General features: G+C 56.7%; 26 protein-coding genes. 16 read left to right on the top strand and 10 right to left on the bottom strand.

Annotated elements, in window-relative coordinates; translation table 11 throughout:
• The first annotated feature begins 37 nt into the window (after window positions 1-37).
• Both GWA01_RS02155 and GWA01_RS02150 read left to right on the top strand, forming a co-directional pair.
• Window positions 38-721 carry a carbonic anhydrase gene (locus GWA01_RS02155; RefSeq protein WP_146793555.1) on the top strand — a complete coding sequence of 228 codons (684 nt, stop codon included), beginning with the start codon at window positions 38-40 and terminating at the stop codon, window positions 719-721.
• A 26-nt stretch (window positions 722-747) separates the two neighbouring features.
• Entirely contained in the window at window positions 748-1584 is an 837-nt protein-coding gene (locus GWA01_RS02150; protein ID WP_146793553.1) for an endonuclease/exonuclease/phosphatase family protein, read from the top strand.
• Here the strand turns inward: GWA01_RS02150 and GWA01_RS02145 are convergent.
• Window positions 1548-2648, bottom strand: a complete 1101-nt coding sequence (locus tag GWA01_RS02145) for a zinc-binding metallopeptidase family protein (protein ID WP_146793551.1) — start codon at window positions 2646-2648, stop codon at window positions 1548-1550. The two genes, GWA01_RS02150 and GWA01_RS02145, sit on opposite strands and share 37 nt — an antisense overlap.
• Before the next feature lie 72 nt (window positions 2649-2720).
• Between GWA01_RS02145 and GWA01_RS02140 the strand changes: the two genes are divergently transcribed.
• From GWA01_RS02140 to GWA01_RS02115, 6 genes are all read left to right on the top strand, one after another.
• The gene (locus GWA01_RS02140; RefSeq protein WP_146793549.1) at window positions 2721-3431 is read left to right on the top strand and encodes an NUDIX hydrolase; all 711 of its coding nucleotides are present in this window, start codon (window positions 2721-2723) and stop codon (window positions 3429-3431) included.
• The gene (mtnK, locus tag GWA01_RS02135; RefSeq protein WP_146793547.1) at window positions 3428-4651 is read left to right on the top strand and encodes an S-methyl-5-thioribose kinase; all 1224 of its coding nucleotides are present in this window, start codon (window positions 3428-3430) and stop codon (window positions 4649-4651) included. Before GWA01_RS02140 ends, mtnK begins: the two co-directional genes overlap by 4 nt.
• Complete coding sequence (locus tag GWA01_RS02130) at window positions 4648-5151, top strand: peptide deformylase (RefSeq protein WP_146793545.1); 504 nt, start codon at window positions 4648-4650, stop codon at window positions 5149-5151. Before mtnK ends, GWA01_RS02130 begins: the two co-directional genes overlap by 4 nt.
• Before the next feature lie 160 nt (window positions 5152-5311).
• Window positions 5312-5671, top strand: a complete 360-nt coding sequence (locus GWA01_RS02125; RefSeq protein ID WP_146793543.1) for a GntR family transcriptional regulator — start codon at window positions 5312-5314, stop codon at window positions 5669-5671.
• The gene (locus GWA01_RS02120; RefSeq protein ID WP_146793541.1) at window positions 5668-6543 is read left to right on the top strand and encodes an ABC transporter ATP-binding protein; all 876 of its coding nucleotides are present in this window, start codon (window positions 5668-5670) and stop codon (window positions 6541-6543) included. The genes GWA01_RS02125 and GWA01_RS02120 overlap by 4 nt, the downstream gene beginning before the upstream one ends.
• On the top strand, window positions 6540-7445 hold the full coding sequence (locus tag GWA01_RS02115) for an ABC transporter permease (protein ID WP_146793539.1): 906 nt from the start codon (window positions 6540-6542) through the stop codon (window positions 7443-7445). Before GWA01_RS02120 ends, GWA01_RS02115 begins: the two co-directional genes overlap by 4 nt.
• Window positions 7446-7487: 42 nt before the next feature.
• Here GWA01_RS02115 and GWA01_RS02110 read toward each other — a convergent pair whose 3' ends face one another.
• Together GWA01_RS02110 and rpsD are read right to left on the bottom strand one after the other, a co-directional pair.
• Entirely contained in the window at window positions 7488-9035 is a 1548-nt protein-coding gene (locus GWA01_RS02110) for a peptide chain release factor 3 (RefSeq protein WP_146793537.1), read from the bottom strand.
• A gap of 99 nt (window positions 9036-9134) precedes the next feature.
• Window positions 9135-9752 carry a 30S ribosomal protein S4 gene (gene rpsD, locus GWA01_RS02105; RefSeq protein ID WP_146793535.1) on the bottom strand — a complete coding sequence of 206 codons (618 nt, stop codon included), beginning with the start codon at window positions 9750-9752 and terminating at the stop codon, window positions 9135-9137.
• A 346-nt stretch (window positions 9753-10098) separates the two neighbouring features.
• On the opposite strand from rpsD, the gene GWA01_RS02100 reads away from it, so the two are divergent.
• The gene (locus GWA01_RS02100; RefSeq protein WP_146793534.1) at window positions 10099-10581 is read left to right on the top strand and encodes a BON domain-containing protein; all 483 of its coding nucleotides are present in this window, start codon (window positions 10099-10101) and stop codon (window positions 10579-10581) included.
• A gap of 83 nt (window positions 10582-10664) precedes the next feature.
• Window positions 10665-11864 carry an MFS transporter gene (locus GWA01_RS02095; protein WP_146793532.1) on the top strand — a complete coding sequence of 400 codons (1200 nt, stop codon included), beginning with the start codon at window positions 10665-10667 and terminating at the stop codon, window positions 11862-11864.
• Here GWA01_RS02095 and GWA01_RS02090 read toward each other — a convergent pair.
• Window positions 11839-13215 (bottom strand): MATE family efflux transporter, encoded by a 1377-nt coding sequence (locus GWA01_RS02090; RefSeq protein WP_146793530.1) that lies wholly within the window; start codon window positions 13213-13215, stop codon window positions 11839-11841. The genes GWA01_RS02095 and GWA01_RS02090 overlap by 26 nt on opposite strands.
• An 85-nt stretch (window positions 13216-13300) precedes the next feature.
• Here GWA01_RS02090 and cysS point away from each other — a divergent pair, with 85 nt between their 5' ends.
• Genes cysS through GWA01_RS02070 form a run of 4 tightly spaced genes read left to right on the top strand, consistent with a single transcriptional unit; the run spans window position 13301 to window position 17311 of the window.
• On the top strand, window positions 13301-14659 hold the full coding sequence (gene cysS / locus GWA01_RS02085) for a cysteine--tRNA ligase (RefSeq protein ID WP_146793528.1): 1359 nt from the start codon (window positions 13301-13303) through the stop codon (window positions 14657-14659).
• Window positions 14660-14663: 4 nt separating this feature from the next.
• Window positions 14664-15440: an RNA methyltransferase gene (locus GWA01_RS02080; protein WP_146793526.1), complete on the top strand. Its 777-nt coding sequence runs from the start codon at window positions 14664-14666 to the stop codon at window positions 15438-15440.
• Between the two features lie 4 nt (window positions 15441-15444).
• The gene (locus GWA01_RS02075) at window positions 15445-16395 is read left to right on the top strand and encodes an ion channel (RefSeq protein WP_146793524.1); all 951 of its coding nucleotides are present in this window, start codon (window positions 15445-15447) and stop codon (window positions 16393-16395) included.
• Window positions 16396-16438: 43 nt separating this feature from the next.
• Window positions 16439-17311: an aldose 1-epimerase family protein gene (locus GWA01_RS02070; RefSeq protein ID WP_146793522.1), complete on the top strand. Its 873-nt coding sequence runs from the start codon at window positions 16439-16441 to the stop codon at window positions 17309-17311.
• A 45-nt stretch (window positions 17312-17356) separates the two neighbouring features.
• Here GWA01_RS02070 and gltX read toward each other — a convergent pair whose 3' ends face one another.
• From gltX to alkB, 6 genes are all read right to left on the bottom strand, one after another.
• On the bottom strand, window positions 17357-18691 hold the full coding sequence (gene gltX, locus GWA01_RS02065) for a glutamate--tRNA ligase (RefSeq protein WP_146793520.1): 1335 nt from the start codon (window positions 18689-18691) through the stop codon (window positions 17357-17359).
• A 125-nt stretch (window positions 18692-18816) separates the two neighbouring features.
• Window positions 18817-19293, bottom strand: coding sequence for an MgtC/SapB family protein (locus GWA01_RS02060; RefSeq protein ID WP_146793518.1), 477 nt, complete (start codon window positions 19291-19293; stop codon window positions 18817-18819).
• 172 nt (window positions 19294-19465) lie between these two features.
• On the bottom strand, window positions 19466-19912 hold the full coding sequence (locus GWA01_RS02055) for a hypothetical protein (RefSeq protein WP_146793516.1): 447 nt from the start codon (window positions 19910-19912) through the stop codon (window positions 19466-19468).
• On the bottom strand, window positions 19909-21099 hold the full coding sequence (locus GWA01_RS02050) for a beta/alpha barrel domain-containing protein (protein WP_186819429.1): 1191 nt from the start codon (window positions 21097-21099) through the stop codon (window positions 19909-19911). Before GWA01_RS02050 ends, GWA01_RS02055 begins: the two co-directional genes overlap by 4 nt.
• Window positions 21096-22472 carry a class II 3-deoxy-7-phosphoheptulonate synthase gene (locus tag GWA01_RS02045; protein ID WP_146795423.1) on the bottom strand — a complete coding sequence of 459 codons (1377 nt, stop codon included), beginning with the start codon at window positions 22470-22472 and terminating at the stop codon, window positions 21096-21098. Before GWA01_RS02045 ends, GWA01_RS02050 begins: the two co-directional genes overlap by 4 nt.
• A gap of 56 nt (window positions 22473-22528) precedes the next feature.
• Window positions 22529-23185 (bottom strand): DNA oxidative demethylase AlkB, encoded by a 657-nt coding sequence (gene alkB, locus GWA01_RS02040; protein ID WP_146793514.1) that lies wholly within the window; start codon window positions 23183-23185, stop codon window positions 22529-22531.
• Between the two features lie 138 nt (window positions 23186-23323).
• On the opposite strand from alkB, the gene GWA01_RS02035 reads away from it, so the two are divergent.
• The gene (locus tag GWA01_RS02035; protein WP_146793512.1) at window positions 23324-23746 is read left to right on the top strand and encodes a hypothetical protein; all 423 of its coding nucleotides are present in this window, start codon (window positions 23324-23326) and stop codon (window positions 23744-23746) included.
• Between the two features lie 82 nt (window positions 23747-23828).
• Complete coding sequence (locus GWA01_RS02030) at window positions 23829-24650, top strand: alpha/beta fold hydrolase (RefSeq protein ID WP_146793510.1); 822 nt, start codon at window positions 23829-23831, stop codon at window positions 24648-24650.
• Window positions 24651-24656 lie beyond the last annotated feature (6 nt).

Raw genomic sequence — 24656 nt, 5'->3', positions numbered from 1 at the left:
ATCTAACTGCCCGGTAAGTCTAGAAAAGGAGAACGACATGGCCTGTGGTCGTGATACTCTGGCGAAACTTCTGGGCGGTGTCCGTAAATTTGAAACGGACGTCTATCCAGAAAACGCTGAACTTTTTGAAAGCCTGGCCAATAGCCAGTCTCCTTCCACTCTGTTCATCACCTGTGCGGACAGCCGCATCAGTCCAAGCCTTGTTACCCAGACGGAGCCTGGTGAGCTTTTCATCGTCCGTAACGTGGGCAACATCGTCCCTGCTTATGGTGAAATGCTTGGTGGGGTTTCCTCTGCAATCGAGTATGCCGTGGCCGTTCTCAAGGTGAAGAACGTTGTCATCTGCGGCCACTCGAACTGCGGTGCGATGTCCGCACTCATGGACCTCAACTCTCCTAAGCTGGCCAATCTGCCGACAGTTCGCAGTTGGATGCGGAACGCTGAAGCTGCCCGCGCAGCGTTCAGCAATCTGAAGGCCGAAGACGCCGGCCCGGCGGATATCCGCTCGCTGGCAGAAGCAAACGTGCTCCTGCAACTGGCACACCTGCGGACGCATCCGGCCGTTGTCAGCGCTCTTGCCCAAAACCAGCTCAATATTCAGGGTTGGTTCTATGACATCCCCAAGGGCGAAATTTTTGTCCTGGATGAGACCACCCGTAAAACCCACACTGTGGATGAAGCCCTGTCAAAGCTGAGCGAAGGCCAGGAAGCAGTCGCCTGAGATTTCCAGCAGCTTTCTTTGTCCTGATGGCCATTGCAGCCATCAGGACTACTACCGCCAGCGCAGAATCTCTTAAGCTGGCAACCTGGAACATGGACTGGCTCACGCTGCGCCATGACGGGGACCCGGAACTTCCGAATAACGTTCACCCCCGCAAACCGGAAGATTTCGAGCGCCTCAGATCTTACGCAAAGCATCTGAACGCCGACATTATCGGATTTCAGGAAGTAGACGGAACACCCGCAGCCGAACGTGTTTTCGATACGGCCCAATACCAGCTCGTGCTCTCAACCGACCCCGTTATTCAGAAAGTCGGGCTAGCTGTCAGACGCGGGTTGCATATTCAGATCAACGAGCCCCTCTCCGCGCTGAATGTGGCAAGCCCAACGGCCGCACACCAGCTTCGTGGAGGTCTGGATGTCACGATCAAAGATGGTTCTGCCTCTCTCAGGCTACTGGTCGTGCATCTCAAAACAGGATGCTGGGACCAGCCGCTGAAGCAGCGCCAACATTCCTGCCCCACTTTATACGAGCAGTTTGCCATCCTTGAGAACTGGATGCTCGAACGTCAGGATGATGGTGAGGCCTACGCGGTACTGGGAGACTTCAACCGGCGCCTGACCCTCCATGACCCGCTCATGGAGCAGATCGAGGCTGATGAACCGGTTACACTCACCACCGCCGGAATGGCCAGTCCATGCTGGGGCGGTGAGTATTTCATCGACCACATCATTCTTGGCAACGCTGCCCGCTCATGGCTCGTTCCAGACAGCCTTCGGGTCATGACATACCGCAACGACACAAACACGCCGCAGGGTCTGTCAGATCACTGCCCGGTCTCGGTAACGCTGGCACCTCCCTGATCCCCTTCGTCTGGAAGCGCACGCCCGTGCACCAGCCGATGAATAAACGACATTTTGCGCAATACCGGCGGCGTCAGCTTGAACGGATAAAAATCTGCAAGCCCCATGCCTCTGTTGAGGCTATTCATCAGGGACGTCAGAGGAAACCAGGTGTCAGCCAACCTAGAAAACGGACCATCCTGCGTTGGATCGTATGCTGCATCTGTACTCAGGACATTACCTTCCACAACATGTGGATGCGTACTGATCCCATAGCTCCAGCCTGTCTCGATTGTATCGACAATATGCAGGTAATGCGCCCAGGTTTCTGCAAAATCTTCCCACGGATGCATCGTCGCGTAGGAAGTCACAAAGTTTTCCGTCCAATCAGTCGGTGGGCCGTTTTGGTAATGTCGCTCCAGCGCATCGCCATAATCTTCGCGATCATCCCCAAAGCGTTCGCGGCACTCCTCGAGATACCCTCCATCACGAACCATCACGTTCCAGACGTAGTGGCCGATTTCGTGGCGGAAATGCCCTAAGACCGTCCGATAATACTCCCCCATTTCAACGCGCATACGCTCACGCTCGACATCATCTGCCTCACGCAGCGCAATCGTAACGAGGCCAGCCGCATGTCCTGTCATGACGCGTGTTCCAGCAGGATCGTCCGCCAGAAAATCAAATGCGAGCCCCTCCAGGGGATTTTCCCGACGCGTGCTCATTGGAATTTTCAGACGTAGCATCGAATACACAAGACGGTGCTTGGCGCGCTCTAGCGTGCGCCATTTCTCCAGGTTTTCTGGAACTGAGAGATCCGGAACCATCCGGTTATGACGACACGCTACACAAAATACATCGTCACTATGCGCAGGCAGGAGCCAGTTGCAGACCTCGTATTCTGCATTTGCACAAAAACGAAAAGCAGCCCGATCCACGCCCTGGACAATATCTTCGGCAACAGACCTGACGGCACGCATACGCCCCTCCCCCGGATCATAACCGAGTTGGGAGCCACAACGCTCACAATGGCTGTTTTCAAAAAAGACGGTGTTGCCGCATGATGGGCAAGAGAAAATCTGCATGGCGTTCAGTCTAGCGCAAAATCTGTGTGCCAGTTGCTTTCGCATCTCAGATCACCATCGCCGGAGCGATTTATGACAGCACTCAATTCTGCAGAATGGTCAGTAACCGCGTTAGCGCCTCAGGTGCAGGTGATTGCCAGCAGACAGATGCCAATTCTCGCGCAAGACATTGAGAAAAATATACAGAAACATTGGGATAATGCACTCAAACAATATCCTGAACTCTATAACGGGCGTGTTTTCTGCGTTGACCATATCCAGGCAGACCTGATCAGCGGGCACTGGTCCGAATTCCGCAGAGTTTTGGCTCAAATGAAAGAACCTCATATTTTCGGTGCAAACATTCTTCGGCCACTTGCTGTCGTCGGGCTGATGAAAACGCCAGATGGTGTAGTGATCGGACAACGCTCACAAAAGGCCCTCTATCTTCCGTCATTCTGGCAAGGCGTACCGGCCGGGAATGTGGAAAGCCGCGCTGGAGAAACAGAGATAGATCTGGCAGCCCAGCTTGCAGCGGAATGCGAAGAAGAACTGGGCCTCAAGAGTTCCGAATGCCGGATTGGTGCATGCCTTCTCGCCTGCGAACATCCAGACTCCCATATCGTTGATATCGGAATCGAAATCAGTGTTTCGATTGGTTTTCCCGACCTGCAAAAACGTTGCCTCAACGAGGGCAATGCGGAATATGGCGCACTCTTTCTGATGCAGACAGGACGAACTCCAGACGGAAACATCGTCCCGACCCTGAGAGCCATGCTAGACACTGTGGAGTACCCTTCATGAGTCTTTACCGTACCTTCGACAGTGCAGATCTTCGGATCTGGCTCTCCACCCAGATCACGCTAAGCACGCAACTGGGCGGCAAACCCGAGGAATGGTCCATCAAAGAAGTCAGCGATGGAAACCTGAACAGCGTCTTCCTCGTGCATGGCTTGGATAGCAGCCTGTGCTGCAAGCAGGCCCTGCCTCATGTGCGTGTAGCCCCAGACTGGCCAATGCCGCTTGAACGTGCGCTCTACGAGGCACGCTACATGCGCGCCACGGAGGCCGCAGTCACCGGTCTGGCACCAAAGCTTTTCCATTACGACGCAGACCTCTTCCTGCTCGTCATGGAATGCCTGAGCCCTCATACAGTTCTGCGTTCGGCACTGATCGCGGATCAGGTGACACCGGGATTTTCAGAGACAATCGGCCAATACGTGGCACAGACGGTTCACACCACAGGCTGGACCACACGACCATTCGAGGAAGGCTCTCGCCTGCTCGCCGATTTCGCAGGTAACACCGCGCTAACACGCATTACCGTCGATCTGATTCTGAACGACCCGTATCGTGTCTGCACCCGCAATCCTGAGCCAGAGCCAGCCCTGCTCTCTGCCGTCGAGGCTCTGCGCACAGACAGACCTCTCCACGCTGCCATCTCCCGCCTTCAGAACATCTTCCTCACATGCCGACAGGCCCTGCTGCACGGGGACCTCCACACCGGCTCCATCATGCTGCACGAGAGAGACGTGCGCGTCATTGACGGTGAATTCGCAACCATGGGGCCGATCGGTTTCGATTGCGGCCTCTATCTGGGCAACCTCGCGCTGCATGCATGTGCTGCGCCGCAGAAAATGCCCGCTATGGAACACGAAATGCGTGTGTTCTGGGCCGCTTTTGCAGAGCAGTTTCAGACACTTGTATCGCAGGGCGGTGGAGACGTCGGCGGCTTGCTCGAAGACGATGCAGCGCGCCTGACGATGGTACAGGATATGCTTCTGGGAATACTGCGCGATACCGCAGGTTTCGCAGGACTTGAGATAATTCGCCGGACCATAGGCTTTGCACAGGTCGCAGATTATAGCCTCTGCCCCGATGATGCTGCCCGCACCACGGCCCGAAAACGTGCCCTCGAAATCGGACGCACCCTCATCATGAGCGCGGAAGCAATAGAGAGCCCCGACGCGCTTTTTGCCCTCTTGTGCCCATCCCCGGCTACAGGCGCACCGAGCCTGACATGACCATACGTCAAATCGTGAAATATCCCGACCAGGTGCTCCGCGAAAAAGCTGCACCAGTGGCAAATTTCGATGCGCCTCTAAGAGCGCTTGCTACCGATCTGCTGGATACACTTCGTTCGGTAAAGGGACTTGGAATCACAGCGCCACATATTGGCGTCCTGCAACGCGTCGTTGTTCTGGAACTGCCCGATGCGCCAGAGCCACAGACATACATCAATCCAGAAATTATCTGGATCTCGGACAACACTGCCCGACACGAAGAAGGCAGCATATCGATGTCTGGGGTGAGTGAGCAGGTCGAACGTCCTGCGCAACTCCATGTCCGCTATCAGGATCTGGACGGAGAAACGCATATCGAAGCAGCAGACGGCTTCCGAGCAGCGTGCCATCAACACGAGCTTGATCAGTTGAACGGCACTTTCTGGATCCAGAAACTATCCAACCTCCGACGCAATCGCCTGATTGCGCGCTACGAGAAACTCCAGCGCAACCGGAACTGATCGTAAAAAAGGCCGTCCGTCTGCAAGTGTGAGAAAGCGCGATTCTAACGGACGATTCAGCTTGCTTCCGATATAGTGATATAGTTATGTATAACACCATATCGGAGGATCGAGACATGCAGAACGAAATCCGGATGGTGATACGACGCAGGAGCACGATATGGATGGTGCATGGAATGACACCCAGCCAATCTATCAACAGATCCGCGACAGGGTGGTCGGTATGATGCTGGATGGCGTCATAAGCGAAGGGGACCCTATTCCCTCCGTCAGGCAGACTGCTGCCGAATGTCAGGTCAACCCACTGACGGTGATGAAAGCCTATCAGCAGCTTTCAGATGACGGACTGGTCGAAAAGCGTCGAGGCCTGGGAATGTTTGTAGCCCCCGGCGCCCTGAAGCGCCTTGCAGGAACTGAGCGGCAGAAATTTCTCGATGAGCAATGGCCCGAAACACTGCGAACCATCCGTCGACTAGGGCTCAGCCTGGAAGAACTTCTGAATCAGGAGAACGGGCAATGATCTGCATTGAAGCCAAAAACCTGCGCAAAGTTCATCGTGGCGGCAAGGGCGTACATGGTATCGACCTATCAATTCCATCCGGGCGGATCGTCGGACTGATCGGACCAAATGGTGCAGGCAAAACCACCGCCCTGAACGCCATCCTCGGTCTCGTTCCCTATGAAGGCTCCCTCAAGGTGCTCGGCCGCGATCCATGGCATGAGCGTCATGCAATGATGCAGGATGTCTGCTTCATTGCAGATGTGGCACTCCTCCCCCGCTGGATGAAAGTCTGGCAGGTGCTGGACTATGTCGAGGGTGTCCATCCCCGCTTCGACCGCGCCAAGGCAGAAACCTTCCTCTCCCGCACAGACATCCAGCGTCGCTCGCGTATCCGGGACCTCTCAAAAGGCATGACCGCGCAGTTGCATCTGGCTCTCGTGATGGCGATTGATGCAAAGCTGCTGGTCCTTGATGAACCGACCCTCGGGCTGGATCTCCTGTATCGGCGGGAGTTCTACATCACACTTTTGAACGATTATTTCGATCATGACCGCACCATCCTCGTCACGACGCATCAGATCGAGGAAATCGAAGACATCCTGACAGACGTCATCCTCATTGGAGATGGCCGAATCACCCTTCAGGACAGCATGGCCAACCTTGAAACGCGGTTCACGGAACTCAAACCCCGACCAGACACGACAGAAACAGCCCGTGCGCTGAACCCTCTGAATGAGCGGCTCGTGCTCGGACAATCGATCATGCTGTTTGATGGCGTTCCGAAAGACGAACTGAAACAACTCGGCGAAACCCGGCAGCCCAAACTGGCCGACCTGTTTCTGGTTCTCATGGCTCAGGGACGCCCTAGGAAAGAAGGACACGCAGCATGAACGGGCGTTCGGTAAACCGTAATACACTCGCATGGAACCAGTTTATCTGGACGGTGAGAAGGGAATTATGGGGAAATCGCTTCCTCGTCGTCGTACCTACGGCACTGACGCTCCTCTCCCTACTCCTTACATGCATGGGCCTGAGCAAGGCATCCCTGCATAGCCTCGACAACATGGACCCTGCAGACGTGTTCCGAGGCGCAACCGATGCCATTACCCATGTTGCTGCACTGTCCGGCATGGCGGTCAGCTGCATTTATGCGTTGGGAACATTCTACAACGAGCGTAAGGACCTCTCGATCCTCTTCTGGAAATCCATGCCCGTTTCCGATTTTATGAGCGTCCTCGCAAAAGCAAGCATCGTACTTTTTGCTGTGCCCGCTCTCGTCCTTGTCCTGAACTGGATCAGCGTCATAACGCTCTCCATCGCCGGCAGGATTGATTTTGGCTTAACACTCGCTGCCCTGACGTCCTCTCAGGGCGTCACCGTGATGATGAGCAATTACATCTTATATGCCCTGATCAACGCGCTTTGGTGGTTCCCGGTTTACGGGGTTCTGTTCGTTGTCTCAGTCCTGGTGCGTTCCATTCCAGCCGGATGGGTACTAGGCGTGCTGGCAGCTCTCGGAATTGCAGAATTTTTCCTGCTCAACACCAGCCGCATCACCAGTACCGTATGGGACAGACTGTTTGATTCCCCTGGGCGCGGTAGTCAAAACAGACTTTTCCAAGGCTCATACTCACGCGGAGACGGCTTGAATATTCATCAATTCACCCTGCAACACGGCGCACCCACCACGCATCATACGCTAGACCTCAATGGCCTGCTGATAGGAATTGTTGTCGGCATTGTCTGCCTGGCCCTGACAATCTGGCTGCGCCGTCGCGCAGAGCCCATCTGATAGCAAAAAGAAACCCCGGAACCTTTCGGAACCGGGGCTTTCTCAGACGGAAGCCATGCCGATCTGCTTGATGTCATGAAATGCAAGATCGGGATTGGTCTCCACGGCCCGACGCATCATGAAGGATGAGCTGGCCAGAAACACTGGATCTCCATCCAGATCATCACACATTGCAGAGCGGTTGAGCATGGCGAAATCTTCCATCTTCGCCCTCTCTCCGGTCACCCATCTTGCCAGTGTATAGGGCGTGCTCTCAAAGCCGATACCCACACCATATTCACCCTTCAGACGTGATTGCAGAACATCGAGCTGGAGCGTCCCAACCACACCAACGATCGGCGGCAACCCGTCTTGTGGACGGAAAAGCTGAACAACGCCCTCCTCCGCGAGTTCAACAAGCGCCTGACGCAGCTTCTTAGCCTTCATGGCATCATCGAGTCGGACACGACGTAGAATTTCTGGCGCAAAGTGCGGCACACCCGTGAAGCGCAGATCTTCCGATTCCGTCAGCGTGTCGCCAATGCGCAACGTCCCATGGTTGGGAATACCAACCACATCACCACCAAAGGCTTCCTCGGCAAGCTGACGGTCACGGGCAAAGAAGAACTGAGGCGTATGCAGCGCAAACTGCTTTCCAGTCCGCACATGCTTCAGGCGCATGCCACGCATCAGCTTGCCTGAGCACACACGCGCGAAAGCCATACGATCGCGGTGGTTGGGATCCATGTTGGCCTGGATCTTGAAAACGAGCGCCGTCACCTGCTCTTCATTTGCCCGCACTTCGCGAGATTCAGTCTGCTGGGCTCTGGGCGCAGGACCATAGGCCACCAATGCATCAAGAAGATCAGTCACACCGATCTCCTTCATGGCCGAGCCAAAGAATACCGGCGAAAGATGTCCTGCATCGAAGGATTCACGATCGAATTCCGGAAGAGCAGCCTCAACCAGTTCCAGTTCTTCGTGCAACTGCACCATGCGCTCGTCGGTTTCGGCAATCGGTTCTTTGGTATGAACCTGGCGCGTGCGGCGGTCATACGTACCCGCAAACTTGGCGGCACGACCAATAGGCCAGGTGGCTGGGGACGTATCCAAAGCCAGCGTGCTGCCAATTTCATCGAGCAGTGCAAAGCTGTCCTGCGCTTCGCGATCCATCTTGTTGATGAACGTAACGATGGGAATATCGCGCAGACGGCAAATTTCGAACAGCTTGAGGGTTCTGGCCTCAATGCCCTTCGCAGCGTCAATCACCATGACGGCGCAATCAACGGCCGTCAGGGTACGATAAGTATCCTCGGAGAAGTCTTCATGGCCCGGCGTATCCAGCAGGTTGAAGACGCAGCCACCATATTCAAACGTCATGACAGACGTCACGACAGAAATGCCGCGGTCGCGCTCAATGCCCATCCAGTCGGATTTGGTGCGCCGACGCTCACCCTTAGCGCGCACATTACCCGCGAGCTGGATCGCGCCACCCGCACGCAGGATGCGCTCGGTGAGGGTCGTCTTACCGGCATCAGGATGGGAAATGATGGCGAAGGTACGCCGGCGGGCGATTTCGCGGTTGATATCGGCGCTGAGGGCTTCGGACATGAAGGCTCCGAGGTCTTGAAATGAAAAACGCCGGACGGGAGGTCCCGCCCGGCGTTCCGGTCGTCCGCAGAACCCGGGCACGAAGCCCGGAGTTCAGAATTAGCGGGAGTAGAACTCGACGACCAGGTTCGGTTCCATCTGCACCGGATACGGCACATCCGTGAGAACCGGGGTGCGAATGAAGCGACCCTTCATCTGGCGGTGATCGACTTCAACATACTCAGGAGCATCGCGCTCACCGGTCTGTGCTGCATCGAGAACGATTGCGAGGTGCTTGGACTTCTCGCGAACTTCGATGACGTCGCCTTCCTTCACGAGGTAGGACGGAATGTTCACCTTCTTGCCGTTAACCGTGATGTGGCCATGGCTGATGAACTGACGTGCAGCGAAAGGCGTGATGGCGAACTTGAGGCGGTAGATAACCGCATCCAGACGACGCTCCAGCAGACCGATCAGGTTCTCGGAGGTATCACCCTTACGGCGAACAGCCTCATCGTAGTACTTGCGGAACTGCTTCTCGCTGATGTTGCCGTAGTAGCCCTTGAGCTTCTGCTTGGCCATCAGCTGAATGGAGAAGTCAGAAGGCTTCTGCTTGCGACGCTGGCCGTGCTGGCCGGGGCCGTACTCGCGCTTGTTAACCGGGGACTTGGCACGGCCCCACAGGTTGACGCCGAGACGGCGATTGATCTTGTACTTGCTCTCTAAACGCTTTGACATGGGTTGACCCGTGTTCTCTCGTCAGGCCTGCCCCATGCTGCATGGCAGGCCGTTTTGTTGCACCGGTAGGCCCCTTCCCGAATTGGAAAGGACGGGCGCGCACCTTAAGAGCCGGGACCGGCGGGCTACAGAAACCCGCGCATGATGGAACCGACCGGCACGTCCACGTTTCCGGCTGTGGTGCCGCGCCTACAGCACTGTAGACCACGATGTCAATCCTTGGCCTTTGCAGGTGCTCCAATCTTCAGGGCATCAGAATGCAAAAAACACGTATCTTTTTGCCAGGTCATTGCGTTATCGCTCTGCTGCCCCTCGGTGGGCACCATTTTTTTGAGCGATTGTTCCTATGAAGATTTACAACTTCAATCCCAAAGTCGGCCACATCACAGAGGGTTCGCTCGAGGGCCTGATCCAGTCTCTGGATTCCCCAGCGCCACCGAAGCCCGGTGAGAGTGCCATCAAACGCGCCTTCAAAAAATTCGGCCTCGCGCAGATGCACATGTCTCATCTGGTGATCGATGACCGCACTGTTCTTCTGCGCGGCAAGGCTGACAGCGCCAAGGCCCGAGATCAGATGATCCTCACAGCAGGCAATGTTGCAGGCGTATCGACTGTGGAAGCGGATATTCAGGTTCCGCCAGGTACACCTGATCCGAAATTCCTGCAGATCAAGACCAGCACCACTCTGGACGAAGTTGCAGACAAAATTCCGGAAGACTTTACAGGAGACGAACTCCTCGCAGCCAATGAACCGCTTGTCACATCCAAGGATGACATTTATCCCGGTCTGACGATCCGCCTGCCAACCGAGCCTGCAAAAAACGACTGATAATCCGCTTTTCAGGATTTTCTGGTCCTTAGTTGTAGTCCGGAATGGCAGGTTGGACACCTTCTGCCATTCCGGATTTTTTTATGGATAACATCGAGCCTCCCGACGTCGAGCGTGTGCGCCCGCCGCATGGTGTAGAGCCCGCGATGCTCTCCCTTATGCTGGCAACATTCACCATCGGTACCGGCGAATTCGCCATGATGGGCCTGCTACCAGAATTTTCGCAGTCCCTGAGCATCACCATTCCTCGCGCAGGATCAGTCATCGCATCCTACGCGCTGGGCGTGGTGGTGGGTGCTCCGCTCATTGCGGTAGCCGGTGCAAAGCTGCCTCGACGGACACTGCTTATGCTCATGATGTGCCTGTTCATCGCAGGAAACATCGGCAGTGTGATGATGCCGAATCTCTTCGCTATCGAAGTGATGCGTTTCATCACCGGCCTGCCTCATGGTGCTTTCTTCGGGGTCTCCGCGCTGATCGGCGCCTCAATGGTGGAGCGTGCCCATCGCGGACGTGCCATCGGTCGCGTGTTGTCTGGCATCATGATTTCGACCGTCATCGGATCTCCCCTGTCCACTTATGCTGCAAACCATCTTGGATGGCGCGTTGCATATGGCACCATCGCCGGACTGGGCATCATCTGCCTGCTGGGAATCTGGTATTTTATTCCCACGGACCGACCCAAACCCGGCGTCTCTGCCCTTTCCGAACTCGGCGCCCTCAAACGCCCACAGGTTCTGCTGACACTCCTGACTGGCGCCGTGGGATTTGGCGGTATGTTCGGGGTCTACACGTTCCTCACATCTGCCCTGTCCCACGTAACACACCTCCCCGACTGGGGCGTTGCGCTTTACCAGATCGTCTGGGGGCTCGGCATGGTCGCAGGCAATGCGCTCGGCTCCAACATGATTGACCGCAATCTGGACCGCACTGCTATCTGTGCGCTTATGGCAAGCGTCCTGTTCATGCTGGGATTCTGGCTCCTGCTGCCCTCTCCCTGGGCCATGCTGCCAATCACCTTCCTCCTGCCCGCTGCCACGATCATCCTCTCGCCGGCCATGCAGTCCCGGCTCATGGAAGTTGCCGGGGATGCACAGACACTGGCGGCATCGCTCAATCATTCTGCCTTTAATATCGCAAATGCCATTGGCGCCTGGCAGGGAGCATTTCTGGTCGGAGCAGGCTATGGGCTGGCTTCGGTTGGCTGGGGCGGCGCCCTGCTATCCGGCGGAGGTCTGGTGATCTACCTCATCACCATCAGGTTGGCGCGCACCGCCACATGACACGATACATCCTGTAGCCCGTCGCGACACAGGTAACCGCAAGCCCCGCAGCCAGACCGAACCAAAGGCCTTCCACGCCATAATGCGCCTGGAAGGCCAGCCAGCCACCAAACCCAAGCCCCACCATGGTGTAGCTGCAAATACCAATTACCATCGGCCAGACAGTATCACCACAACCACGAAGTGCCCCGGTAAAAGTAGTCTGGAGCCCATCGACCAGCTGAAAAATCCCTGCGATTTTCAGAAGCAGCACAGTCGTAGCCATGGTCGTTGCATCTGGTGGCGCGCCACTGAAGTAAAGTGCAGCAACCCGGTCTGGCCAGATCAACAAAGCACTTGCCGTCAGGACGCTCCAGCTCAGAACCAGCCCCACAGCCGTAATGGCCGCACGGCGTGCCTGCACCATCTGCTGCGCTCCACGCCAGTATGACACCCGCACATTTACTGCCTGCCCGATCGCAAGGCAGACCATAAATGTCAGGGATGCCGTATTTTGTGCAATCTGATGAGCTGCCAGACTCTGCGTACCGAACTCACCTGCACGTAGCCCGGTAATCTGAAACATCAGGATCTCTGCCGCAGCCCCCGCCATGATCGGCAGACCCAGCTTCAGAAGCTCCTTGAAAATGGGCCACTGCACAGCCGCCGGACGCAAAACGGCCCGAATATTGGGGCGCGCCAGACAAAGCACGATCAGCGCCAGCGATATGGCCCACCCCGTCAGACTCGTCGCAGTGGCGGAACCGTAAAGCCCTAACGCAGGCAACCCGAACCATCCATGAATCAACGTTGCATTGGTCAACCCATTGCAAAGCGCCATCGCCGGCATGATCCACAAAAGCAGCGTTTCCGCTCCCAGAGCAGGCAGAATCACCCGGAACAGGCCAATGATCACCAGATCCGGCAAGAGCGCGATCAGCAGGATGTGAATGAAGCGGCTGCCATGTTCGATCACTGCCGACGGTTCACCCATCATGCTGAAAAGTTCACGTGCAGGCAGCAGCAGAAGCAGGCACGGAACAAACACACACAGAGCAAGTGCTACCGCGGCGCTGACAATCGAACGTCCGTCATGACTAACACCGCCACTGTCCACCACACCCCGACCATGGGAGAGCATGATACCCGCGCCGCCAAGGATTGTCTGGAAAGTCACCATTGTGGTGAAGAAAACGCTATTGGAAATACCGCCAATGGCAAGCTCGGTCACACCGAGGCTGCCAAGCAGCACAGTATCCGTCACACCCATCGCCATTTCGGACAACTGCGAGAGGGCGAGCGGCAATGCAACACGGGCAAGAGTGAGGACATGCCCCGAAGGCGATGTCGGATCGGGGACTTTTCTTGTCATATCCCCCCTATACAGGGGCATTTGAGTGAAACAAGACCTACAAACCCTGTTGCACCCGGACGATGGCTGACGCATTGATCAGCACATGGTCGATCCTGCATATCCGGCGCTGCGACTGCATGACAGCCACGCACGCGAAAAACGCCCTTTCTCCCCGCTCGATCCGCAGAACGTGCGGATCTATTTCTGCGGCCCGACCGTCTATGACCGGGCGCATCTCGGCAACCTGCGTGCCATGCTGTGCGCAGATGTTCTGGTGCGTCTGCTCCGCACGCTTTATCCCTGCGTGACCTATGTCCGCAACGTGACGGACGTGGACGACAAGATTACAGCCCGCGCACTGGAAAACGGCGAAGATATTTCCGCCCTTACCGAGCGCACAACCGAAGCATTCCACGAAGATCTTCGTGCGCTCGATATCCTTCCTCCGGATATCGAACCGCGCGCAACCCATCATATCGGGGACATGCTGGACCTGATTGCCCGCCTGATCGCCAATGGCCACGCCTATGAGGCCGAGGGCCATGTATTATTTGCCGTCCGGAATTTTCCGACTTACGGCGCGCTTTCCGGCCGCTCGCTGGACGACATGATCGCAGGTGCCCGCGTCGAAGTCGCTCCATACAAGCGCGATCCGGGCGATTTCGTTTTGTGGAAGCCTTCCACTCCGGAACAGCCGGGATGGGAAAGTCCCTATGGTCGTGGCCGTCCGGGCTGGCATATCGAATGCTCTGCCATGTCACACCGTTATCTGGGTGAGAGCTTTGATATCCACGGCGGCGGGGATGATCTCCTGTTTCCTCACCACGAAAACGAGCGCGCGCAGTCCCTGTGCTGCTTCCCCGGCAGCAAATTTGCAACGCACTGGCTGCATGTGGGCATGCTGCTCTCGAATGGTGAGAAAATGTCCAAATCCCTGGGCAATTTCCATACCATCCGCGAAGCGCTGGAGCGCTCACCTGCCGAGCCCCTCCGGCTGCTCTATCTGGGCGCACATTACCGCTCAACGCTCGATTTTTCGTGGGAAAAACTTGAAGAGGCACGCCGCACCCTGGACCGTCTCTATCGCGCGCTTGAACGCGGCAATCCCCAGCCGGACGCCGCAATACCGGCTTCCGTCATGGACGCCCTGTGCGATGACCTGAACACCCCACTGGCCATATCAACACTCCACCCACTGGCGGATGCTGCCATGCAGGGGGATCAGGATGCAGCGTCCGGCCTGCTTGCGGCAGGGAAGCTCCTGGGCCTCTTTACCGTCTCTCCCGCTGACTGGTTTCAGTCTGGCGTGGATGCATCCGCAATCGAAACCCTTATTGAAGAACGTCTGGCTGCCCGCAAATCCCGCGATTTCGCCCGTGCCGACGCAATCCGTGCAGAATTGTCTGCTTCCGGCATTACGCTGGAAGACGGTCCTTCCGGCACAACATGGCGAAAGGCCTGACCCCATGACAGGACGTGAAGGCGGCGCCGATCTCGCCCCGCCCGGCCCCTATGACCCGGTTGTCATCCTTGTACGCCCGCAGCTTGCCGAGAATATCGGTACAACCGCGCGCGCAATGGCCAATGGCGGCCTTTTCCACCTGCGTATCGTAGCGCCACGTGATGGCTGGCCACAGGAACGCGCGTGGTACGCTTCATCCGGCGCGCATCGCATTCTTGATGCAGCAGAAGTTTTCGACACGGTCGATGATGCCATTGCAGACCTGCACCGTGTATTCGCCACCTGTCCCCGCCCACGACATGTCGTCAAACCCGTCATGACGGCCCGTGGCGCCGCAGCAGAACTTCGCGCCGTATCAGATCGCAAGCTTCGTTCGGGCATCCTTTTCGGGCCCGAACGCGCGGGACTGGACAACGAGGACATGGCGCGCGCAGATGTTTTAATCCGCTACCCGCTCAACCCGCGCTTCATGTCCCTGAATCTCGCGCAGGCCGTGCTGGTGATGGCCTATGAATGGTTCCTGACCGAAGACACCACCCCCGAGCGCGAACTCATGACCAACGAGACGCATGTCGCGACGAAGGGCGAGCTCGAAAACTTCATGTCGCACCTGATCCGCGACCTTGATGACAGCGGGTTCCTCAGGAACGAACAGAAACGCCCGGGAATGGTGCGCAACCTGCGTCATTTCTTCACGCGGGGCGAAGTGACCGAACAGGAACTTCGCACCCTGCATGGCGTGGTTAGTGAGCTAACCACTGGCCGCAAAGCACGGAGCTGAGAACATGATGCAGTGGCGGCGACGGGACAGAAGAACACCTCCCCCCGACCCGCTTCTCGCAGAATCGGCAAACCGTATCCGGGCACATGTCCTGGAGGAGAACGGGCGTCGGGACATCATTCGCACCGGGCTGCAACGCGGCACCCTCAACGATCTCTATCACCACCTTCTGACGATGAGCTGGCCCACATTTTTCTGGGCATCCCTGCTGCTCTATCTGGTCATCAATCTCGGTTTCGGGATGCTGTATTTCCTGATCCCCGGCAGCGTCACAAATATTGCGCCGGGAGATTTCCTGAGCGACGTCTTCTTCAGCGTCCAGACCATTTCAACCGTCGGTTATGGGATCTGGGCCCCCGCCGGACGTCTTACAAACACCATCGTGTCATTCGAGGTGCTCGCGGGCATGATGCTCAACGCACTTGCAACCGGCCTTGTGTTTGCCCGTTTTTCGAGGCCTCGTGCGCGCATCCTCTTCAGCCGCACAGCCGTCGTCTCCTATGACGACATGCTTCCCACGCTGACCGTCCGTCTCGCCAACATGCGCCGCACGCTGATCCTGTCTGCGAATGTGGAGATGACACTTGCGCGCCTGATGCCTAACGATCACGGACGCCTGATCCGGCGTTTTGATCGGCTGAACCTTGTCCAGTCACACGCGCCAATTTTCCGCATCAGCCTCAACGCAACACATATGATTGACGAGACCAGCCCCCTGTATGGTCTTTCCGCCGAGACCCTGCTGGAACAGAATGCCGAAATCATCGTGACGATGGATGGAACGGACGAGATTTCGTCCCAGACAATCTTCGCACGGCACGCTTACGAAATCGGGCACGTCAAACATGGTTTCCGCTTCGTGGAAATGATCATCAACCGCCCCGATGGCAGAGTCGAAGTAGACTTCAATCACTTCCACAACACGGAGCCTGGAGAAAGCCCGCCCTTTATCTGAAGCCCGCCCATGATTGGGAAAAACTCTTGGGAGATCAGACATCATGACAACAGAAAAATATGTGTTCGGAACAGACCTGCTGACGGCAACCGTCACGGCTCATGGAGCGGAATTAATTTCCCTACGTGATCCGACAGGCCGTGAACTGATGTGGAATGGTGGACCGCCCTGGCCCAGACACTCCCCTGTCCTGTTTCCCATCGTAGGACGATTGCCTGCTCACGAGATTACTCTCAACGACCAACCACTTCACCTGCCTCAACATGGTTTCGCGCGGGACTGCACTTTTCACTGGCTCGATCGAACCGCGCAAGGCTGTACGCTGGAGCTTACAGAAAACGCGGCAACACTGACCGGCTTTCCAGAGCGCTTCCGCCTGCGCATGACATATCGGGTCGAAGAAAATCGCCTTACGGTATCTTACGAGCTTCACAACCCGGATTCATCAGCTGTGCTGCACGCATCTCTGGGCGCACATCCGGCCTTCATCTGGCCCCTGCGTGAAGACGTCCCCAAAACTGCCCATCAACTGATATTTTCAGAAAACGAACCTGCACCCATCCGACGGATTGATGATAAGGGCGTTCTACCCGAAGCATTCCCAACGCCGGTACAGGGCAAAAATCTGCCTCTCACAGAAGAGCTGTTCGTCGCAGATGCAATCATCATGCCCGAACTCAACAGCCATTCAGTGTCTTACATCACCCCCCAAAAGGATGGACTACATATCACCTGGAACGGCTTCCGGGATCTTGGGCTTTGGATGAAGCCGGGCGCGGATTTTCTATGTATCGAGCCTTGGCACGGCTACGCAGCGCCCGGCGATTTTTCTGGTGATTTCTCCCGCAAACCCGGCCTTCTACATCTTGAAGCCGGGGAAAGCTGGAACGCAAACTGGTCAGTCGAAACTATTTAAAAACGCCCCCTGCTGCGCGCGTAACACAGCAGGGGAACTTCAAACTCAGGCGCGGATAGCGTCTTCCAGACGGGACACTACACGGGCGCGGCCCATCAGGCCGAGCAGAACATGCAATTCCGGTCCGGCATCCTCACCTGTCAATGCCAGACGCAGCGGCATAAACAACGTCCGCCCCTTACGATCAGACTGCGCCTTCAGGGCGTTGGTCCAGTTCTTCCATGTGTCATCGCCCCATGGCTCAACAGGCAGAAGCTCCAGAGCCAGCCTCAGGAAGTCACGGTCTTCAGGCTGGGACGGCGGCACGACATCGCCATGCGTCACCTCCCACCAATGCGGGATTTCAGCGGAAAGATCGACATTTCCACGCACCGCATTCCAGAAGGCTTCATCGGCTTCTGGCGGTAGACGATCGCGTGCATCTTCGAACGACAGCTCATGCAAAGCACGGCGGTTGAGCGCCAGAAGCTGCGTCATGTCGAAACGCGCGGCCGATTTCGAAACATGCGCCAGATCGTAGCTGGAAATCGCCTCTCCCATCGTCATGACCCGCGGATCCTGAGACGACCCCACGCATGAGAGATAAGCGACGAGCGACATCGGCTCCATGCCGTCATGGCGCAGGGATTTAAGCGACAGGGAATCAAAGCGCTTGGAAAGCTTTCCTCCCCCCGAATCCAGCAGAAGCGGGAGATGTGCAAACGTGAAGCGCTTCGCCTTTGCGCCAAGAGCCTCGGCAATATCAAGCTGTACACCAGTGTTGGTGACATGATCCTCGCCACGCACAACATGCGTCACACCCAGATCAAGATCATCAATGATAGATGCCAGTGTATAGAGAATGGTTCCATCCGCACGCACCAGGACCGGATCGGAGATTGCGGTCAGCTTGACGGAGCAATCCCCCATCACGAGATCTTCCCAGCGCTTGCTGCCATCGCTCAACCTGAAGCGCCAGTGTGGCGTCTTGCCGTTGGCTTCCGCACGCTCCCGCTGCTCGGCGGTAAGCTTGAGCATGGCGCGGTCATAAATCGGAGCGCGTCCCTCACGGATACGGGCTTCCCGCTTTGCGGCCAGTTCATGTTCGCTCTCAAAGCACGGATAAAGACGACCCGAAGCCTTCAGGGTTTCAATGCCTGCCTCATAGCGCTCAAGACGGGCAGACTGATGCTTCTCCTCGTCCCATTCGATGCCGAGCCAGGTCAGATCCTTGCGGATCGCCTCTTCATATTCCGGCTTTCCGCGAGACGTATCGGTATCGTCAATCCGCAGGAGGAATTTGCCGCCATGGCGGCGGGCGAACAGGAAATTGGCAACGGCAAGACGCGCATTGCCAACATGAAGGTAGCCGGTCGGAGACGGAGCGAAGCGCAGTTTCATCGCGCCTTAATGCCGTATCTCCGCCTTACGCGCCAGACAGCATCCGTCGAAGAATACATGCCCCGCGCACTTAAACGACAAAGACTAAATCAACTCTGCCCGGACACAACGCCCCAAACCCTGCTTTATTCCGTGTCCACAGGGTCGATCCTTGAACTCTGGTGCCGGTTGATCCACTCCACAACCACACGCAAAAGCGTATTCGCGACCAGAATAAACCCCGTCAGCAATGCACCTTCCGCGATCATGTCACTGCCCGCACAAGCACCAATCGCGGCTGAACACCACAATGTCGCGGCCGTATTGAGCCCGCGTATATTGGGCCCATCCTTCATGATAACCCCGGCCCCCAGAAAACCCACGCCAGACACCACATAAGCAATAACGCGCACCGCCGAAGCATCACCATCAATGCGCTCCGCCAGATCAACGAATGCTGCAGCACCAAGAGCAACCAGCGCATTGGTCCTCAGCCCTGCCGTGCGCTGCCGAAACTGCCGCTCCGCACCGATCAGGGCGCCAAAAACAAAGGCCGATGAGTAACTGAAAAACGTATCCAGAAAAGCGTGAGGATCAAACGTCTGTGTAAAATGAATGGTCATCCTGATCCCCCGAGATCACAAATGGCGGGTCATTGTCGCCTGACAGCCAGCCCCGCCTTGTATCAAAAGGGATCCCGATTGCAGATGACATTTCTGCGTTATACGCCGTACAGGATCAGCCCATTACTCAAGAAAAAAGGCTGCCCGCATTGCGAGGCAGCCTTTTTGGATCCTAGTGACGGATGACCTCATGGCGGTCATCATCATCGTCTTCATCCACATCATCATCCGGCGGCCCGGCAATTTCCTCATCATCAACCAGACGACGCGGATCAATAGCGCGCCAGTCACGCTCCATTGGCGTTGCGGGAGAGGCCGCGAAATCATCAAGTTCATTTGCAGATTTCCAACCATCATCATCTGCATCAATGACTTCAGCATTCTCCCCAAAAGCAAACCAGCTCTCGAGAACTTCCTTGGTCGTCGCACCCGGTACACGGCAACGCTCAATGCTGTCGCGCACATAGGCACGGGCAAAAGCGTTTGCATGCATCAGATCAACAAAGTCACTGACCTCTTCAACAGTATCGCCTTCAGACGCACCGGAGAGATCAATGATCCGAACGCTCCAGACCTTGTCCGTACCCTTGGGGTCGTGCGTTTCAGAAGTATCGTTCATGGAACCTCACGTTTATCCTTGGCTTTCTTCAGCAGGAACTCGCGGCCAACCTTGACCCGGGCCTTGCCGTCATAAGCCACTATATCAGCAGTGGCATACGTCTCGGACCAACGATCCGGAATGAATGATCCACTACCAACAATATCAATCGGCGCATGCGCATCATGCATGGCCGTACATTTGGCAACATTGAAACCCGAAGACACAACAATCTTCACGTTCGCAAAACCAGCCTCGTTCAGAGCCTCACGCATCCGCCAGATCGCAGCTGCAGAAACGCCCGTCCCCACCAGATCGCGCAACTCGCTATCAGAGCGGTAACGGCGGATCGTGCCCGGCGTATGCCGCTCCAGAACAGCATATGAAGACTGCGGATCCAGACCTTCAAGGAACCGGCCACCATGCGTATCCAGACGCACACTGAGCCGCCCTTCAGCAGCACGCTCCGGAAAGCGCTCGCAAACCTCAAGCGCATCCGTAATTTCCTGGCCAAAATAATCAACCAGAACCGTCAGAGGCTCCTTGGGATAGACTTCATCATACATCTCAGCCGCACGAAGCGTAGAGCCCGCATAGCCGATCAATGCATGCGGCATGGTACCAAGGCCGCGCTCCAGCCCGAAGAAACCCGCCGTCGCATCATTGGCATTTCCAATGAAGCCACGTGCGCCCTCCTTACGTGCGGCACGTGATCCCACGCCCGCGGCATAAGACATCTGCTCCTGCATTTCGAAGCCCGCACAATGGCGTGCTTCCATAGCAAGAAACGGAACATTCGGTAACGCCATCGCCATCTGGTAGGCGTTGTGAGCCGCGACACAGGATGCACCAAGACGCTGGAGCAACAGCGTCTCCAACGGTGCAAGCTTCGTGAACGGACCGCTCATATAAATCAGGGGTTCACCCGCACCGACCCACTCCCCTTCCGCATAAACCTCGTGGCATTCCACCTCGAAGCCCTGCGCACGGGCCACGTTCTTCACCCATCGGATCGCCAGAGAGCACGCTGCAATAACGGGCCTGCGGATGAAGATCGCGTACGTGACCCGACAATCCCCAAAGCGCTTCACGATCTCGCAGGTACGCCCGAAATAGGCATCCGTGCGAGCGGCGATCTCTCTTTCCTCAACCGGTCCAAGCGGACCATGAGCAAGATCGAGCGCGCGCTCTGGGGTCATGGGGTTCATTCTGGCTTACCTGCCCTGCTGGTGAGTTCCTGTGCAAGTAGAAACGCCATTTCAAGCGATTGTTCCGCATTAAGTCGCGGATCACAGAAGGTTTCATACCGGTCGCCAAGGTCTGCCTCGGTCAGGCACTGCGCGCCACCAATGCACTCCGTCACATCCTGGCCGGTCATCTCGAGATGTACCCCGCCCGGACGCAGCCCGGCATCTGCAAAGACGTCAAAGAAGCCCAGAACCTCACCAAGCACGTTCTCAAAGGAACGCGTCTTGATCTTGTTGGACGTCGTCGTCGTGTTGCCGTGCATTGGATCACACATCCACGTCACGGTCCGGCCCGTCTTGCGAACCGCATCCAGCAATGGTGGCAGATGAATCCGAACCTTGTCTTTCCCCATACGCGAAATCAGCGTGATACGGCCGGGTTCGTCATTCGGGTTCAGAATTTCAAGCAGCTTCTCAAGATCCTCGACCGTTGTCGTAGGACCAACCTTGATACCAATCGGATTGTTCACACCACGCAGGAACTCGACATGCGCGCCATCAGGCTGACGCGTACGATCCCCAATCCACAGGAAATGTGCGGAACAGTCATAATACTCGTCACTGGTGCTATCGACGCGCGTCAGAGCCTGTTCGTAGGGCAGAAGCAGAGCCTCATGAGACGTGTAGAATTCCGTCTCATCAATCTGGGCCGCAGCACTATCCAGCCCACAAGCCCGCATGAACGACAGGGTTTCGTCAATGCGATGGGCAAGATCACGGTAGCGCGCCGCCAGCGGCGAGCGCTCAACGAAACCAAGGTTCCAGCGATGCACTTCATGCAGGTTTGCATAACCGCCATGCGCGAATGCACGCAGCAGGTTCATCACACCAGCAGACTGGAAATAGCCGGTCTCCATACGTTGCGGATCAGCCCGACGCGCATCCGCCGTGAATTCCGGGCCATTGATGATGTCGCCGCGATAACAGGGCAACGTCACGCCATCAATGGTCTCCGTGTTCGATGAACGCGGCTTGGCATACTGGCCCGCCATGCGCCCGATCTTCACCACGGGAACCTTGGCTGCGAACGTCAGAACAACAGCCATCTGGAGCAACACGCGGAACGTGTCGCGCACGATGTCTGCTGTGAATTCATCAAAACTCTCAGCGCATGCGCCGCCTTGAAGAACAAAGGCTTCTCCGCGCGATGCAGCCGCCAGACGTGCCTTGAGGCGACGGGCCTCACCTGCAAAAACCAACGGGGGATATCGATGCAGCCGCTCTTCAACGGCGGCAAGCGCTGCTTCGTCTTCGTAGGCAGGAGCCTGGACGATAGGGCGCGAACGCCAGCTGGAAGGAGACCAGGATTTCTGGGTCTGGCTTGAGGGATGCATCAAAATGCCCTCCGAGGTCGTGCAATAAGCAGGATAAAGAGTTGCGGGGTCGCCGGTTATGACTGAAAACGCGAAATGTTGATAGCGCGAAACGTCAGATTATATCTCAGCGCTTTCGTGCTCGGATGGAAAGTTTCACGCAACGGCGACACGCCATGCCACGCAAAGCGTGACGCACCACCCCAGACCACCACATCTCCATGAAGCAGTTCGATGCGTCGGGCATGGTTTTCTCTATTTGGGCCGCCAAAAGAAAAGCGCGCCGGAACCCCTAAAGATACTGATACGATTGGCGCCTGAGGCGCATCCTCGTCACGGTCCTGATGCAACCCCATTCCCGCGCCTGGCTCGTAGCGATTGATCAGACATGAAGACGGCGTAAAATCCGGATACCCCGCACGCTCCGCAGCACGCCGCGCAAGCTGGCGAAATATCTCAGGCATTTCAGGCCATGGCATCCCGCTCAGTGGGTCATGCGTCAGGTAGCGATATCCCTGCGCGTCCGAATACCAACCGCATGTGCCACACGACGTCGTGGCGACAGACATGCTCCGACCTCCGGGCGTCCGCATTTTGCGGAAAGGTGCACATGCAGAGATAATCTCGATCTGCTGAAGAAATTCCCCTGCTTCCTCCCGCGCAAAGCCCGGAAGCCATACCGCACCCTCTGCCAAGCTCATGACAGGCCGGAACGACTCAAAAAGATCATCCATGCAAAATCCTTTCAGGACCAAAGAACTCTTGAACCTCTGCCGCTCCGGGCCGATTATGCTAAGAGGATGACTTCATGGCCTTGATCCCCTGCAACAGGGACTGGCCTTCCTCAACGCTCGGCCAGGGAAACACTGACCATGACACGCTTTTTCCGTTACGCCCTGATGGCCTCAGCCCTGCTGGGTGGCGCCGCACAGGCCCAGACCGTTTCAACACCGTCCACGACCTCCTCGCCTTTCGGGCAGGTCTATTCACCGGGAACGACAACCGCCCAGCAAGGGGCTCAGGCACCTTCCGCAGACCAGCAGCAGCATGGCGGCGAGCACTTCCGGGCACGCGGAAAGCGCTCCCTGCCCCCCGGATATCAAGACGCCCCATCCAACGATTTTCAGCACGGCCCTGATCCGGATCATCTGGCTGGCATTCAGCGTGATGCCTCCACAGGTGCCAATATCGGCAAGTTCGGTTCGTCATACCAGAACAGCAATCCCACCCAGTCCGGCCAGCTTGGCGATTCCACCGGCAATGGCTGGGTCGCACCGCGCGGAAACGGCTGGTAACAGGCAACCAACAGCTTCGGCATCGGTTGTTCTCCCACGCGTCTGGTCCTCAGCGTGACCCGTATCGCAAAAGGAGAACACCATGCCGTACATTGCAGCCAAAGACGGTACCAGCCTTCACGTCAAGGACATGGGCAAAGGGCGCCCCGTCGTTCTGATCCATGGCTGGCCTCTGACAGGTGACATGTGGGAATTCCAGACTCTCGCCCTTGTTGAGGCTGGATATCGCGTCATCACATATGATCGCCGGGGCTTTGGCCAGTCAGGCCACCCGATTAACTGCTACGATTACAACACCCTGGCAGACGATCTCTCCGCCATTCTCGAAGAACTCGATCTATGGGACGCCACACTCGTGGGCTTCTCAATGGGTGGCGGTGAAGTTGCGCGTTACCTGTCTCGATATGGACGTGCACGCATTTCCAAGGCTGTGCTGCTGGCATCGGTAGTGCCCTTCCTGCTCAAGACAGCTGATAACCCCGATGGCGTAGATATTTCCGTATTTGATGGCATCAAACAGGAAATACGCCAGGACCGTTTCGGCTTTCTGCAGGGCTTTATCTCGTCATTCTACGGTGTCAGCATGCTCCATCACCCTGTCAGCCAGGGCGTTCTTGACTGGAGCTTTACACTGGCATCAATGGCAAGCCCGATGGCAACACTGGATTGCGTCGACGCCTGGGGAACCACGGATTTCCGCCCCGATCTCCAGAGCTTCACACTTCCCACGCTCATCATTCACGGCTCGGCCGACACCGCTGTGCCCGCGGCCCTCACCGGACGGAAAGCCGCAGCCCAGATACCGGGCTCGACTTATATCGAATACGAGGGCGCTCCCCACGGCCTGTTCGCAACACACCCCGAACGCGTGAACGAAGACCTGCTCCGCTTTCTCGCACACTGACCAACC

It is taken from the genome of Gluconobacter wancherniae NBRC 103581 (assembly GCF_007988885.1).
GTDB lineage: Bacteria > Pseudomonadota > Alphaproteobacteria > Acetobacterales > Acetobacteraceae > Gluconobacter > Gluconobacter wancherniae.
The sequence above is the reverse complement of the archived record's forward strand: the minus strand, read 5'-3'. Positions and strand labels throughout refer to the sequence as shown.